We start from the raw sequence: 15,163 nt of genomic DNA, 5'->3' as shown, positions 1-15,163 counted from the left end.
AGCCGGCGCTCCGGGCGCGGGCAGGGCACGCCCGGACGGCGCCGGCGGTCCGCAGGGTGGCGGCAAGGCACGCTCGGACGGGCCGGGCAGGCAGGGCGGCGGCAAGGCGCGCTCGGACGGCGCCGGCGGTCCGCAGGGCGCCGGCAAGGCACGTTCCGACGGGCCGGGCAGGCCGGGGGCGGGCAGGCCCGCCACCCCGGGTGCGGGCAAGGCGCGTCCCGACGGCGCCGGCGGTCCGCAGGGCGCGGGCAGGGCACGCCCGGACGGCGCCGGCGGTCCGCAGGGCGGCGGCAAGGCACGCTCGGACGGGTCCGGCAGACCGGGTGGTCCGCAGGGCGCCGGCAAGGCGCGTCCCGCGGGGCCGGGCGGTCCGGCGGGCACGGGTAAGGCGCGCCCGGACGGGCCCGGCAGGCCCGGCGGCCCCCCAGGAGCGGGCAGGCCGGGCAGGTCCGCGCGCCCCGAGGGGGCAGGCAGGTCGGGCAGGCCGCCGGGACCGGAGACGTCGCGCAGGCCGCGCAGCTCCCCGCGTCCGGAGGCGCCGCACACCGCGCCGGGACGGATCCGGCCCGGCGCGGGGCGCGGGGAGGGGCAGACGGCCGATCCCGGCCGTACGACGGGCCGGGGCGGCAGGCCGCCCCGGCCGCCGGTGCGCCCGCCCGCCGTACTTCGCCTGGGCAACCCCGGCAGGCGGATCAACGTCGGCCTCATCGCGATGACCTTCGTGCTGTCCATCTTCGCCGGGCGGCTGGTGCAGCTCCAGGGCCTGGACTCCAAGGTGTACGCGGCGGAGGCGGCCGAGCAGCGGGTGCGGGGCGAGAAGCTGACCGCGCGGCGCGGCTCGATCACCGACGTCAACGGGCACGAGCTCGCGCTGACCCTGGAGGCGCGCGAGATCTTCGTCGACCCGTCGGAGGTCGCGCCGGCCGACCGCGACCGGGTGGCCACGGCCCTGGCCGCGGAGCTGAACCTGCCCAAGGAGCAGATCGCGGCCAAGCTCGGCAACGCCACCAGCCGCTACCAGCAGGTGGCCGCCGCCGTCGAGCCGTCCGTCGCCCAGCGGATCATGGAGCACAAGCCCAGGCTCAAGGGCGTCGGCAGCAAGCACCGCTACCGGCGCGACTACCCCGGCGGCGACCTGGCGGGCACCCTGCTGGGGTTCGTCGGCGACGACGGCACGGGCCTGAGCGGGCTGGAGAACACCTACAACGGGCTGCTCGCCGGTCGCGACGGCGAGCAGTTCATCGAGACGGGCCGCGAGGGGCAGCGCATCCCGATGACCCGCAGCACGCTGAAGACGCCCGTGGAGGGCAGGGACGTGCGGCTGACCGTCGAACGCGACATCCAGTGGGCGGCGCAGAAGGCGATCACCGACCAGGTCAAGGCCACCGGCGCCCGCACCGGCAGCGCCATCGTGATCGACGTGCCGACCGGGCAGGTGGTCGCCATGGCCAACGCGCCCGAGCTCGATCTGAAGAACTGGGAGAAGACCGCCCCCGAGGACTGGGTCAACCGGTCGGTGACGGACGTCTTCGAGCCGGGCAGCACCAACAAGGTCATCACCGCGGCGGCCGCCCTGGAGTCGGGCGCCGTGCGGCCGGAGACCGTGTTCAAGGTCCCCGACAACATCACGTGCGCCGACCGGGTGCTGCGCGACTCCCATCCGCACCCCGTGGAGCGCCTGACCTTCTCCGGCGTGGTCGCGACCTCCAGCAACGTCGGCACGATCCTCGCCTCGCAGCGGGTCGGCGACGAGAAGCTGCACGCGATGCTGGAGCGCTTCGGGTTCGGCGCCAAGCCCGGCACCGGCCTGCTCGGCGAGGAGGCCGGGCTCCTTCCGGACTGGAGGAAGTGGTCGGGCAGCCAGCGCTGCACGATCGCCTACGGGCAGGGCGTGTCGGTGACCGCCCTGCAGACGGCGAGCGTCTACCAGACCATCGCCAACGGCGGGGTGCGCGTCACCCCGCAGATCGTGGCCGGCACCACCGCCGAGAACGGGGCCTTCGTGCCGTCCCCGGCGGGCAAGCAGACCCGGGTGGTCAGCGAGCGCACGGCCAGGGAGGTCTCCGGGATGCTGGAGGCGGCCGTGAGTGACGAGGGCACCGGCAACCTCGCCGCCATCGACGGCTACCGGGTGGCCGGCAAGACCGGCACCGCGATGCGCTATGACCCCAAGTGTCAAGGATACTGCGGTTATACCTCGACATTTGTTGGTTTCGCCCCGGCGGACAAGCCCCGCCTGGTCGTCCTGGCGGTCATCCAGGACCCGCACAAGGGCTACTACGGCGGGGAGATCGCAGCCCCGGTCTTCAAGAAAGTGATGACGTTCGCGTTGAAGAGCAAGAAGATCCCACCCACCGGCACGACGCCCGCCTCGGTGCGGATACGCGCCGGGGAGTGACAAGGGAAGGTACGCTCTCGCCGTGCGTCCCCCGTCGTCCATGCGACCGTCAACCAGTCCACCCCGTCCGCTCTCGGGGCTGGCGAGCCTGCTCGGCGCGCCCTCAGGCACGTCACGAGCGCCGCTGGCCGCGGTGTCCGGGATCACCATCGATTCGCGCCAGGTCCAGCGCGGAGATCTCTACGTCGCGCTGCCGGGGGCCACGTCCCACGGCGCCGACTTCTCCGCGCAGGCCCTCGCCGCCGGAGCCAGCGCCATCCTGACCGACGAGGAGGGCAGGGCGGCCGCGGTCGCGACCGGCCTGCCGGTCCTCGTCGTGCCGGACCCGCGCCGCGTGCTCGGCCAGGTCTCCGCCTGGGTGTACGGCAGGCCCGCGGCGGACGTGATGGTCATCGGCGTCACCGGCACCAGCGGCAAGTCCACCACCAGTTTCCTGCTGGAGGCCGGGCTGCGGGCCGCCGGGCACAAGGCCGGGCTGATCGGCGGCGTGGAGATCCACGCCGGCGAGCTGCGCTTCACCCCCAAACTGACCACGCCGGAGGCCAGCGACCTGCAGGGCCTGTTCGCCCTCATGCGCGAGCACGGCGTCACGGCCGCCGCGATGGAGGTCTCCAGCCACGCGCTGGCGCTGGGCCGCGTCGACGCGGTGTTCTACGACGTCGCGCTGTTCACCAACCTCTCCCAGGACCACCTGGACTTCCACAAGGACCTCGACGACTACTTCGCGACGAAGGCCCGGCTGTTCACCCCCGAGATGAGCCGCGCCGGCGTGGTCAACATCGACGACGCCCACGGCCGCGAGCTCCTGGGGCTGAGCAAGATCCCGATGACCACCTTCTCCGCCGAGGGCGCCCCCGAAGCCGACTGGCGGGCCGCGGACGTGCGTCTGGGCGCCGACGGCAGCTCCTTCCGCGTGGTCGGCCCCGGCGGCGTCGAGGAGGACGCGACGGTGGCCCTGCCCGGCCCGTTCAACGTCGCCAACGCGCTGGGCGCGATCGTCTCCCTCGTGGAGGCGGGCGTGCCGCTGCGCGCCGCGGTGGCGGGCGTCGGCACGCTGGCCGGGGTGCCCGGCCGGATGGAGCGGGTGCCCGGCGGCGAGGACTTCCAGGCCATCGTCGACTACTCGCACAAGCCCGGCGCGGTGGAGTCGGTGCTGCGCTCGCTGCGCGAGGTCACGGCCGGGAGGCTGACCGTGGTGCTGGGCTGCGGCGGCGACCGCGACCGGGGCAAACGCCCGATGATGGGGGAGGCCGCCGCCCGGCTGGCGGATGTGGCCATTCTCACCAGTGACAACCCTCGCTCGGAGGATCCGCTGCGGATTCTCGCCGAGATGATGAATGGAGTCCTCGGCGTGTCTCAGGATGAGCGCGCACATGTGATCATTGAGCCGGACCGTGCCGCGGCCGTCGACCTGGCGATCAGCCGGGCGGGCTTCGGCGACGTCGTCGTCGTGGCCGGCAAGGGCCACGAGCAGGGCCAGTATGTCGGGGACGAGGTCCTCCCGTTCGACGACAGGCAAGCGGTGGCCGACGCGATCGTCAGAAGGCGGAACCGGACCGGGCGCCGAAGCACGTATGGAGAGTAGGTAAGACGCATCATGATCCCGTTGCCGCTGGCCAGGATCGCCGAGATCACCTCGGGTGCCCTCGCGGGCATGGCCGATCCCCGCGCGGTCGTGCGCGGTCCGGTCGTCATCGACTCCCGTGCCGTCGAGCCGGGGTCGCTTTTCGTCGCAATCAGGGGCGACCGGGCCGACGGGCACGACTTCGCCGCCCAGGCCGTCGAGGCCGGAGCCGTCGCCGTGCTGGCCTCCAGGCCCGTGGACGCTCCCGCGATCGTCGTCGGCGACGCCGTGACCGCCCTGGCCGACCTGGCCACCGCGGTCTGCGCCGGCCTGCCGTCGACCACGGTCATCGGCCTGACCGGATCGGCGGGCAAGACCAGCACCAAGGACCTGCTGGCCCGCCTCACCGCCAGGATCGGCCCGACGGTCGCCCCGGTTGAGTCGTTCAACAACGAGATCGGCCACCCGCTCACGGTGCTGAAGGCCGACGAGGACACCCGCTACCTGGTGCTGGAGCTCAGCGCCAGGGACGCCGGCCACATCAGCCACCTGGCCCGCATCGCCCCGCCCAGGATCGGCGTGGTCCTCAACGTCGGCACCGCCCACCTGGGCGTCTTCGGCGGCAAGGACGCGATAGCCAAGGCCAAGGGCGAGCTGGTCGAGGCGCTGCCCGCCGACGGCGTGGCCGTGCTGAACGCCGACGACCCGCTGGTGGCCGCGATGGCCCGGCGCACCGACGCCCGGGTCACCTGGTACGGCCGCGCCGAGAGCGCCGCGGTGCGGGCGGAGGGGGTGACCCTCGACGACCGGGGCCGCGCCGCCTTCACGCTGCGCACCCCGTCCGGGGCCGCCCCGGTCGGGCTCCGCCTGTACGGCGAGCACGCCGTGGAGAACGCGCTCGCCGCCGCGGCGGCCGCCTACGAGCTCGGCCTGCCGGTCGCCACCATCGCCGAGGAGCTGTCGGAGGCCGAGCCCCGCAGCCGCTGGCGGATGGAGGTCACCGACAGGGCGGACGGCGTCACCGTGATCAACGACGCCTACAACGCCAACCCCGATTCCATGCGCGCCGCCTTCGGCGCCCTCGACGCACTCGCGGGCGGCCGCCGCCGCTTCGCGGTCATCGCCGCCCTGCGCGAGCTGGGCGAGGAGAGCGCGGCCCTGAACGAGGACATGGGCCGCCTGGCGGCGGGGGCGGGCCTGGAGGGCCTGTTCGTCGTCGGACCCGACGCCGGCCCGGTCCTGGCCGGTGCCGGAGCCGCCGTGGACGGGGCCCGGTCCGCCACCCGGGTCACGCACGTCGCCGACGCGCAGGAGGCGGCCGCCGCGCTGTCGGCGCTCCTGGTCCCCGGCGACGTGGTGCTGGTCAAGGGGCCGCGCGCGGCCGGCCTGGAGCGCGTGGCCGCGACGCTGGTGGGAGGTGATCGCCGATGATGGAGATCCTCATCGCGGCGGCGGTCGGCCTGCTGCTGTCGTCGTTCGGCACCCCCCTGGCGATCCGCCTGTTCTCGCAGCGCGGCTACGGCCAGAGCATCCGGGAGGAGGGCCCCTCCGGCCACCACGACAAGCGCGGCACCCCCACCATGGGCGGCACCGTGATCGTGATCGCGGCGCTGCTCGGGTTCGCCTGCGCCCACCTGTACAGCCAGACCCTGCCCACCGTCTCCGCGGTCCTGGTGCTGTTCCTGATGACGGGCCTCGGCGCGGTCGGCTTCCTCGACGACTTCATCAAGATCTACAAGCAGCGCAGCCTCGGCCTGCGCAGCGGGGCCAAGGCCCTGGGCCAGCTCGTCGTCGGCGCGGTCTTCGCGGTCCTGGTCACCCGTTTCCCCAACGCCTACCTGATCACCCCGGCCGAGACCCGGCTGTCGTTCCTGCGGGACTTCGGCCCGTCGGTCGGCATCATCGGATTCACGATCTGGGTGCTCATCATGATCGTGGGGTTCTCCAACGCGGTGAACCTCACCGACGGACTCGACGGTCTGGCCAGCGGCGCCACCGGCGTGGTGCTGGGCTCCTACGTCCTGATCGGCAACTGGCAGCTCCGCAACAACTGCACCACCCAGCTCGGCCCCAACTGCTACTGGGTCCGCGACCCGCTGGACCTGGCCGTGGTCGCCGCCGCCGTGCTCGGCGCACTGGTCGGCTTCCTGTGGTGGAACGCCCCTCCCGCCAAGATCTTCATGGGTGACACCGGCTCGCTGGCCCTGGGCGGCGTGCTCGCCGGTCTGGCCATCACCACCCGTACCCAGCTCCTGCTGATCATCCTGGCGGGGATGTGCGTGCTCATCACCATGTCGGTGATCATCCAGGTCGGCTTCTTCAAGATGACCGGTAAACGCGTCTTCAGAATGGCCCCGCTCCAACACCACTTCGAGCTGTCCGGCTGGGCGGAGACGACGATCGTGGTCCGCTTCTGGCTCATCGCCGGCCTCTGCGCCGCCGCCGGCCTCGGACTGTTCTACGTCGAATGGATGCCCAAGTCGTGAGCGCGGCGACTTCGGCCGTACGGCAGGCGGAGGTGGCCGGATGATCTGCGTCGCGGGTCTGGGAGTCTCCGGCACGGCCGTCGCCCGCGCCATGGCCGCCCGGGGCGAGAAGGTGGTCGTCCTGGAGGGCCGGGACGGGGAGCGGGCCAGGGCGACCGCCGCGGAGCTGGCCGGGATCGGCGTCGAGGTCCGCTTCGGCGAACCGGCCGAGTTGCCCGCCGGCACCTCCCTCGTCGTCGCCACCGGCTGGCCGCCGCACCATCCGCTGCTCGTCGCGGCGGCCGAGGCCGGGGTGGAGGTGATCGGCGAGGTCGAGCTGGCCTGGCGGCTCCGCCCGGCGGGCGCCGCGCCGTGGCTGGCGCTGACCGGCACCAACGGCAAGACCACCGCGGTCCGGATGCTCACCTCGATGCTCACCGCGGCCGGGCACAGGGCGCTCGCGGTCGGCAACGTCGGCACCCCCGTCGTGGAGGCCGTCACCGGCCCCGCCGACGTGCTGGCCGTGGAGCTGTCCAGCTTCCAGCTCCATCGTTCGCCCGGCATCGCCCCGCACACCGCGGCGGTGCTCAACGTCGCCCCCGACCATCTCGACTGGCACGGCTCCCTGGAGGAGTACGCCCGGGTCAAGGGGGAGATCTTCACCCGGGCCGGGACGGTCGTCCACAACGCCGACGACGAGTGGTCGGCCCGCCTGGCCGCGCCGTACGACGGGGGCACGGGCGCGCGCAGCGTCGGCTTCACCCTCGGTGTGCCGGCGCCCGGCCAGGTCGGCGTGGTCGAAGACCTGCTGGTGGACCGGGCGTTCGTGGCCGACCCGGCGCGCAACGCCGAGGAGCTCGCCTCCTTCGACGACATCCGGCCGTTCGCGCCGCACAACGTGGCCAACGCGCTCGCCGCCGCCGCCATGGCCCGCTCCTACGGGGTGCCCGCGGAGGCCGTACGGCGGGGTCTGCTGGACTTCGTCCCCGACCCGCACCGGATGGCGCTGGTCACGCGGGTCGGTGAGGTCGACTACGTCGACGACTCCAAGGCCACCAACCCGCACGCCGCCGCCGCGTCGCTCGCCGCCTACCCCTCGATCGTCTGGATCGCCGGCGGGCAGCTCAAGGGAGCCGACGTGGACGAGCTGGTACGGCGGGCCGCGCCCCGGCTGCGCGGCGCGGTGCTCCTGGGCGTCGATCGCGAGCGGATCCGGCAGGCTCTGGCGCGACACGCCGCGAATGTCCCGGTGGTGGAGGTGTCCGGGCAAGACACTGGGGTCATGGACCGTGTCGTCATCGAAGCCGCGAGGCTCGCCGCCCCCGGAGACACCGTGCTGCTGGCCCCGGCCGGGGCCTCGCTGGACATGTTCCCCGGCTACGGGGCCCGGGGCGAGGCCTTCGCCCAGGCCGTGCTGGAGCGTCTGGACCGATCGCAGGGCGGTGCCGGAGGCGTATGAGCGCACGCTTGCGGGATCCGGGGGCCCCTGCCCGGCCGGCGGGGCGGAGTGACAGATGACCGCCGTGAGCGACCGGCCGCCGGACGCCGCCTCCTTCAAGGGCCGGCTGGTGCGCGTGCGCGAGCTGCTGGCACGACCGCTCTTCTCCTACCACCTGCTGCTGGGCGTCAGCGCGCTGCTGATGGCCCTGGGGCTGATGATGGTCCTGTCCGCGTCGAGCATCCACGCGCTCCAGACGCGGCAGTCGGCGTTCGCGCTCTTCGGCCGGCAGTTCATCTCGATGGCCCTGGGACTGCTCCTGATGTGGATCTGCTCCCGGCTGCCCCTCAGGTTCTTCCGGCTGGCGGGTTACCCGCTGATGGTCTTCGCCGCGCTGGGCCTGGTCCTGGTCATGTTCATCGGCACGTCCGAGCAGGGCGCGCAGCGCTGGATCTACATCGGCGAGCTCACCATCCAGCCGTCGGAGCCGGCCAAGCTCGCGCTGGTGCTGTGGGGGGCCGACCTGCTGGCGAAGGGGGCCCGCGCCGGGCAGATCGAGTGGCGCAGGCTGCTGATCCCCCTCATGCCGGGTCTGGCGATCATGGCCGTCCTGGTGATGCTGGGCAGCGACCTCGGGACCACCCTGGTCCTGATGATGATCTTCCTGGCCCTGCTGTGGGTCGTGGGCGCGCCGCTGAAACTGTTCGGCGGCATCCTGTCGGTCATGGTGCTGGCCACCGTCACGATGATCACCATCGAGGGCTACCGCTCGGCGCGGATCAAGGGGTGGCTCGACCCGTGGGGCAACGCGCAGGACGCGGGCTACCAGCTCGTGCAGGGCCAGATCGGGATGGGCAGCGGCGGCTGGTTCGGGCTCGGGCTGGGGGCCAGCCGGCAGAAGTGGAACTGGACCCCGCACGCCGAGAGCGACTTCATCTTCTCCATCCTGGGGGAGGAGCTCGGCCTGATGGGCACGCTGGTCGTGGTGGCCCTGTTCGGCCTGCTCGGCTACGCGGGCCTGCGGGTGGCCACCCGGGTCAGGGACCCGTTCGTCCGGCTCGCCTCGGTCGCCGCGATCGCCTGGATCGTCGGTCAGGCGATCGTCAACATCGGCGCGGTCATCGGTGTGCTGCCCATCACCGGCATCCCGTTGCCCCTGATCTCCTACGGCGGATCCGCGCTGCTGCCGACCCTGGCCGCGCTGGGGATGCTGCTCGCCTTCGCCAAACACGAGCCCGGAGCGCGCGAGGCTCTGGCGGCGCGTGGCCCCGGACCGGTGGCGCGGGGCCTAAGCTGGCTTGGCCTGGGTGGTCCGGCAAGGCGACGCCGGCCGGTCCGCGCAAGACGATGAGCGACTGGGCGGCCCGGCGCGGAAACGACGGCCGGTCCGCGGAAGACGATGAGTGAAAGGACCGACATGAGGGTGGTCCTCGCCGGCGGCGGGACGGCCGGTCATATCGAACCGGCGTTGGCCCTGGCCGACGCGCTCCGGCGGCTTGACCCGAACATCGGGATCACCTGCCTCGGCACGGAGCGCGGCCTGGAGACGCGACTGGTGCCGGCCCGGGGCTACGAGCTGCAGCTCGTGCCGGCGGTGCCGCTGCCCCGGGCGATCACGCCCCAGCTCCTGAGCGTGCCCGGCCGGCTGGCGGGCGCCATCAACACGGCCGCGGGCATCATGGACCGCGTCCAGGCCGACGTGCTGGTCGGATTCGGCGGCTACGTGGCGACCCCCGCCTACCTGGCGGCGCGGCGGCGCGGCGTGCCGATCGTGGTGCACGAGGCCAACCCGAGGCCCGGACTGGCCAACCGGCTGGGCGCGCGGCTGACCGACCACGTGTTCACCGGCCACCAGAACACGCCGCTGCCCCGCGCCGAATACGTGGGCATCCCGCTCCGGCGCGAGATCGTCGGGCTGGACCGCCTCTCCATGGGCGACAAGGCGCGCTCCTGGTTCGGCCTGGAGGCCGACCTGCCCACGCTGCTGGTCACCGGCGGCTCCCAGGGCGCGCGGTCGCTCAACCAGGCGGCCCTGGCCGCCGCCCCGGCGCTGCGCCGGGCCGGAGTGCAGGTGCTGCACGTCATCGGCCCGAAGAACACGCTGGAGGAGGAGCCGCCGCCCGGCGACCCGCAGTACGTCGTGCTGCAGTACGTCGACCGGATGGACCTGGCCTACGCCGCGGCCGACTTCGCCCTGTGCCGCAGCGGCGCCATGACCTGTGCCGAGCTGACCGCGGTGGGCCTGCCCGCCGCCTACATCCCGCTCCCGCACGGCAACGGCGAGCAGCGGCTCAACGCCGAGCCGGTCGTGCGGGCCGGTGGCGGACTCATGATCGACGACGCCGACCTGACGCCGGAGTGGATCATCCAGAACGTGCTTCCCATCCTGTCCGACCCCGAGCGCGTGGTCACCATGTCGGAGGCCGCCTCCAGGATGGGGCGCAAGGACGCCGACGTGACGCTCGCCCGCAGGGTGTTGCAGATCGCGGTGGAGGGCAGGGGCCGATGAGCCGCAAGCCGGATGTGTGGCCGACGAGGAGTGATGAGCGATCGATGAGCGCGGAACGGGACCGGCGCGGTGCGCGCGCCGGCCGGCCGGGGAACGAGACCGTCCGCGTGGTGAGCGAGGAGTGGTGAGCGACCGATGAGCCTGGTCAAGTTGGTGGATCCGGTCGCGGCCGAGGAGCTCGGGCGCGTCCACTTCATCGGGATAGGCGGTGCCGGGATGTCCGGCATCGCCCGCATCCTGCTCAAGCGTGGCGTGCCGGTCTCCGGCAGCGACGCGCGCGGCTCGGACATGGTGACCGAGCTGCGGGAGCTGGGCGGCAGGGTCCACATCGGCCACGCCGCCTCGAACATCAAGAACGTCGACACCGTCGTGGTCTCCACCGCGATCCGCGACTCCAACCCCGAGCTGGGCGAGGCGCTCCGCCAGGGGCTGCGCGTGATCCCCAGGGCCGCCGCGCTGGCCTCGGTCATGGCGGGCCGGACCGGGGTCGCCCTGGCCGGCACCCACGGCAAGACCACCACGACCTCGATGCTCACGGTGGCGCTGCAGAAGTGCGGCGCCGACCCGTCCTACTGCGTCGGCGGCCAGCTCGTGACCACCGGCCTGGGGGCCGACGAGGGCGCGGGCGAGGTGTTCGTGGCCGAGGCCGACGAGAGCGACGGCTCCTTCCTCATGCTGGCCCCGGAGATCGCCGTGGTGACCAACGTGGAGCCGGACCATCTGGACAACTACGGCGATCCGCGCGCGGTCTACGACAGTTTCGCGCGGTTCGTCGAACGGGTCGGGAAGTCGATGGTGATCTGCGCCGACGACCCGGGCTCGGCCGCCCTGGTCCCGATCGCCCGCGCGCGCGGCCTGAAGGTGGTCACCTACGGCGAGGCCGAGGGCGCCGACTTCCGGGTGAGCGGGATCCTCCCCGACGGCCTGGGCCTCTCCTTCGCGGTCGAGGGCCGCGGAGAGGTCAGGCTGGCCGTCCCCGGCCGCCACAACGCGCTCAACGCCACCGCGGTCATCGCCGTGGCGGTGGAGCTGGGCGTGTCCTTCGACGAGATACGCGACGGCCTGGCCGCCTTCACCGGCGCCAAGCGCCGCTTCGAGGCCAAGGGCGAGGCCGGGGGGGTGGCGGTCTTCGACAGCTACGCCCACCATCCGACCGAACTCGCCGCCGACCTGCGCGCGGCACGGGACGTGGTGGCGTCCTTCTCCGGCTCCGGCAGGGTCCTCGCGGTCTTCCAGCCGCACCTCTACTCGCGCACCAGGTTCTTCGCCGACGAGTTCGGCGTCGCTCTGGGCCTGGCCGACGAGGCCATCGTGCTGGACGTCTACGGCGCCCGTGAGGACCCGGAGCCGGGCGTCTCCGGGGCCCTGGTGGCGGGCAAGGTGCCGCTCCCGTCCGAGCGGGTGACCTACGCGCCGCAGCGGGAGGCGGTCCCCGCCCTGGTGGCCGACCGGGCCAGGCCCGGTGACATCGTGCTCACCATGGGGGCGGGCGACGTGACCGAACTGGGCCCCCGCATCGTGGCGGAGCTGGCCGCCCGGTGACCCGCGGGAGGGGACGCGGGGCGCCGGCGCCCGAGCCGCCGGGCGGGGGGAGACGATGAACGGGGTGTGGAGGTCGGCCTTCCTGGCCCTGCTCACCGTGGGGGTGGTGGGCACCGCCGCCTGGCTGGTGTTCTTCTCGTCGGTGCTCGGAGTCCGGGACATCCGGGTGGTGGGCAACCTCGGCATCCCCGCCCAGCAGATCCAGCAGGCGACGGGGGTGCCCAAGGGCAGACCCCTGGCCGTCGTGGACGTGGAGGCGGTCGAGCAGCGGATCGGCGGGATCCGGCAGATCGAGTCGGTGCGGGTCAGCCGCGGCTGGCCGGGCACGCTGATGGTGGAGATCGTGGAGCGCGAGCCGGTGGCGGTGGTGGCGGTCGGCCCCAAGTTCGCGCTCATGGACCGGCACGGCGTGATGACCGAGGTCAAGGACGTCGCGCCTCCGTCGCTCCCGCTGCTGCGCGTCGACCGCCCCCAGCCCGGCGACCCGGCGACCGCCGCGGCGCTGACCGTCATACAGGCGCTGCCCGAAGATCTGGCCCGGCGGCTCTCGGAGGTGCTCGCACCCTCGCCCGAGACCGTCTCGATGCGTCTCAAGGACGGCCGCGAGGTCGTGTGGGGCGGCCGGGACCGTCCGGCCGCCAAGGCCGGCATCCTCCTCACGCTGCTGAAACGTCCCGCCGACACCTATGACGTGAGCTCGCCAGACGTCGTGACGGTGAAGTGACCCCGGCTGGTCGCGCGCGGTCCCGGAAAAGGACGGCCCGCGACACGCCGGACGCGCTTGCGGCGCGGTTAGTTGACCCACCTGGAGCGTAACTCCTACTGTCCGTATCACTCCTCAGGTTGACATAAATCTAAATCTCAACTTGAGGGTGAGGGTTTTGGAAACGACGGCACGGGCCCCGTGCCGCATGAAATTGCAAGTCAACGAGCGGAAAGGCCCCTCGTCGTGGCAGCACCGCAGAACTACCTCGCGGTCATCAAGGTTGTAGGAATCGGCGGAGGCGGAGTCAACGCCGTCAACCGGATGATCGAGGAGGGACTCAAGGGCGTCGAGTTCATCGCCATCAATACCGACGCTCAGGCGCTGCTGATGAGTGACGCCGACGTCAAGCTTGATGTCGGGCGCGAACTCACCCGCGGCCTCGGCGCGGGGGCCAACCCCGAAGTCGGGCGCAAGGCGGCCGAGGACCACCGCGAGGAGATCGAAGAGGTCATCAAGGGCGCCGACATGGTGTTCGTCACCGCCGGAGAGGGCGGTGGCACGGGCACCGGCGGTGCTCCGGTGGTGGCCAACATCGCGCGTTCGCTGGGCGCGCTGACCATCGGCGTGGTCACCCGGCCCTTCAGCTTCGAGGGCCGGCGCAGGGCGATGCAGGCCGAGGCCGGCATAGAGACCCTGCGCGAGGAGGTCGACACCCTCATCGTGATCCCGAACGACCGGCTGCTGTCGATCTCCGACCGGCAGGTGAGCGTGCTGGACGCCTTCAAGGCGGCCGACCAGGTGCTGCTCTCCGGTGTCCAGGGCATCACCGACCTCATCACCACGCCCGGTCTGATCAACCTCGACTTCGCCGATGTGAAGTCGGTCATGTCCGGGGCCGGTTCGGCGCTCATGGGCATCGGCCACGCGCGCGGCGACGACAGGTCGGTCGCCGCCGCCGAGATGGCCGTCTCCAGCCCACTGCTGGAGGCCAGCATCGACGGCGCCCACGGCGTCCTGCTCTCGATCGCCGGCGGGTCCGACCTCGGCCTGTTCGAGATCAACGAAGCGGCCCAACTGGTCTCCAACGCCGCGGCGCCGGATGCCAACATCATCTTCGGTACGGTCATCGACGACGCCCTCGGCGACGAGGTGCGCGTCACCGTGATCGCGGCCGGGTTCGACGAGCCCGCCGCCGAGACCAAGACCGTCGTGCCGCAGCCGGCCGCCCGCCAGCAGCCGGCCGCGCGCCCGGCCCCCGCCCCCGCGGTGACCGCGCCGGTCCGTCCGGCGCCGCCCACGGTGAAGGCCGAGCCCAGGGTCGAGCAGGCGCAGGTCCGGCCGGTCGCCGGTCCGCCGCCGGCGGCTGCCCCGGTGGCGGAGACGCCGCTCCCGCCGGCCCCGCAGCCGGTCCAGCAGATCCACCCGGTCCAGCCCGCTCCGCCGGTGCACATCCCGGTGGAGCAGGCCGAGCCGCCCCGCGTGGAGGAGGCTCCGGCGCCGCCGGTGTCGATCCCGCGCCCGGCGCCGGAGCCTTCACAGCCCACCCCCATCTCCGCGAGGGTCTCCGACCCCGCCCGGAGGCGGCCGGTGATCTTCGAGGAGCAGGAAGAGGAGCTCGACGTCCCCGACTTCCTGAAGTGACATTGCTCACGGCTGGGTGGTCGACGGATCGCTCAGCTGTGACAGGGGAGAATGGCTTCCGCCGGTTTGTCGGTATTTGAACGGCGGAGAAGTGACGGAAACAACACGACGTGATGAGATCGCGGCCGGTCTGGCCGAGGTTGAGGCGAGCATCGCCGAAGCCTGCCGGGCCGCCGGCCGTGCCCGCGAGGAACTGACGCTCATCGCGGTGAGCAAGACCTACCCGGCCTCCGACGTGCGGCTCCTGGCCGCACTGGGGGTGACGGACGTGGGGGAGAACCGTGACCAGGAGGCTTCGGCCAAGGTGCGCGAATGTGCCGGTCTGGACCTCACCTGGCACTTCATCGGCCAGTTGCAGACCAACAAGGCCCGCTCCGTGGTCGGTTACGCCGACGTCGTCCACTCGGTGGACCGCCCACGTCTGGTGACCGCGCTCAGCCAGGAGGCGGTCAGGGCGGGCAGGGAGATCACCTGCCTGGTGCAGGTCGCCCTGGACGGCGATCCCGGGCGGGGCGGGGCGCGGCCGGCGGACGTGGCCGCGCTGGCGGAGGCCCTGGCCGCCGCCCCCGGGGTCCGGCTGGGCGGGGTGATGGCGGTGGCGCCGCTGGGGGAGGAACCCGGCAGGGCCTTCGCCAGACTCCGGGAGATCGCGCAGGTCATGCGGGATGCCCACCCCGGAGCCGACGTCATCTCCGCGGGTATGAGCGGTGATATGTCCGAGGCCATTGCGAATGGCGCGACACACCTGCGGGTCGGTACGGCGTTGCTCGGTCGCAGGAAGCCCTTAGTCAGGTAATGTCCCTTCAAGTGGACCTTGGCGTCCGCGTATCCAGATAGAGGTCGATCGGTGGTGAGCTCCAAGGGGGTGCGGCTACCGCCCCAGGGAAATCGCAGTAAGGC

At 72.7% G+C, this 15,163-nt stretch carries 11 protein-coding genes; all 11 read left to right on the top strand.

Features of this window, described 5'->3' with window-relative positions; genetic code table 11:
• The first annotated feature begins 712 nt into the window (after positions 1–712).
• The 11 genes from BM085_RS12255 (at position 713) to BM085_RS12205 (ending at position 15,059) form a co-directional block, all read left to right on the top strand.
• On the top strand, positions 713–2,398 hold the full coding sequence (locus BM085_RS12255) for a peptidoglycan D,D-transpeptidase FtsI family protein (protein WP_449343726.1): 1,686 nt from the start codon (positions 713–715) through the stop codon (positions 2,396–2,398).
• A gap of 40 nt (positions 2,399–2,438) precedes the next feature.
• Entirely contained in the window at positions 2,439–3,983 is a 1,545-nt protein-coding gene (locus BM085_RS12250; RefSeq protein ID WP_093887109.1) for a UDP-N-acetylmuramoyl-L-alanyl-D-glutamate--2,6-diaminopimelate ligase, read from the top strand.
• Positions 3,984–3,995: 12 nt separating this feature from the next.
• Complete coding sequence (locus BM085_RS12245) at positions 3,996–5,393, top strand: UDP-N-acetylmuramoyl-tripeptide--D-alanyl-D-alanine ligase (protein WP_093887108.1); 1,398 nt, start codon at positions 3,996–3,998, stop codon at positions 5,391–5,393.
• Positions 5,390–6,448: a phospho-N-acetylmuramoyl-pentapeptide-transferase gene (gene mraY, locus BM085_RS12240; RefSeq protein ID WP_093887107.1), complete on the top strand. Its 1,059-nt coding sequence runs from the start codon at positions 5,390–5,392 to the stop codon at positions 6,446–6,448. Before BM085_RS12245 ends, mraY begins: the two co-directional genes overlap by 4 nt.
• Before the next feature lie 40 nt (positions 6,449–6,488).
• Positions 6,489–7,886 (top strand): UDP-N-acetylmuramoyl-L-alanine--D-glutamate ligase, encoded by a 1,398-nt coding sequence (gene murD, locus BM085_RS12235; protein WP_093887106.1) that lies wholly within the window; start codon positions 6,489–6,491, stop codon positions 7,884–7,886.
• A gap of 55 nt (positions 7,887–7,941) precedes the next feature.
• A complete protein-coding gene (ftsW, locus tag BM085_RS12230) occupies positions 7,942–9,216 on the top strand; it encodes a putative lipid II flippase FtsW (RefSeq protein ID WP_093887105.1) in 1,275 nt (424 codons plus the stop codon).
• A 66-nt stretch (positions 9,217–9,282) separates the two neighbouring features.
• Positions 9,283–10,374 (top strand): undecaprenyldiphospho-muramoylpentapeptide beta-N-acetylglucosaminyltransferase, encoded by a 1,092-nt coding sequence (gene murG / locus BM085_RS12225; protein WP_093887104.1) that lies wholly within the window; start codon positions 9,283–9,285, stop codon positions 10,372–10,374.
• A 135-nt stretch (positions 10,375–10,509) separates the two neighbouring features.
• Positions 10,510–11,916: a UDP-N-acetylmuramate--L-alanine ligase gene (gene murC, locus BM085_RS12220; protein ID WP_093887103.1), complete on the top strand. Its 1,407-nt coding sequence runs from the start codon at positions 10,510–10,512 to the stop codon at positions 11,914–11,916.
• 55 nt (positions 11,917–11,971) lie between these two features.
• Positions 11,972–12,640 carry a cell division protein FtsQ/DivIB gene (locus tag BM085_RS12215; RefSeq protein WP_093887102.1) on the top strand — a complete coding sequence of 223 codons (669 nt, stop codon included), beginning with the start codon at positions 11,972–11,974 and terminating at the stop codon, positions 12,638–12,640.
• Between the two features lie 225 nt (positions 12,641–12,865).
• Positions 12,866–14,263, top strand: a complete 1,398-nt coding sequence (gene ftsZ / locus BM085_RS12210) for a cell division protein FtsZ (protein WP_093887101.1) — start codon at positions 12,866–12,868, stop codon at positions 14,261–14,263.
• 91 nt (positions 14,264–14,354) lie between these two features.
• A complete protein-coding gene (locus BM085_RS12205; RefSeq protein WP_093887100.1) occupies positions 14,355–15,059 on the top strand; it encodes a YggS family pyridoxal phosphate-dependent enzyme in 705 nt (234 codons plus the stop codon).
• Positions 15,060–15,163: the final 104 nt, after the last annotated feature.

It is taken from the genome of Streptosporangium canum (genome assembly GCF_900113865.1).
In the GTDB taxonomy this organism is placed as follows: Bacteria; Actinomycetota; Actinomycetes; order Streptosporangiales; family Streptosporangiaceae; genus Streptosporangium; species Streptosporangium canum.
This window is presented reverse-complemented; position numbering and strand designations above follow the sequence as displayed.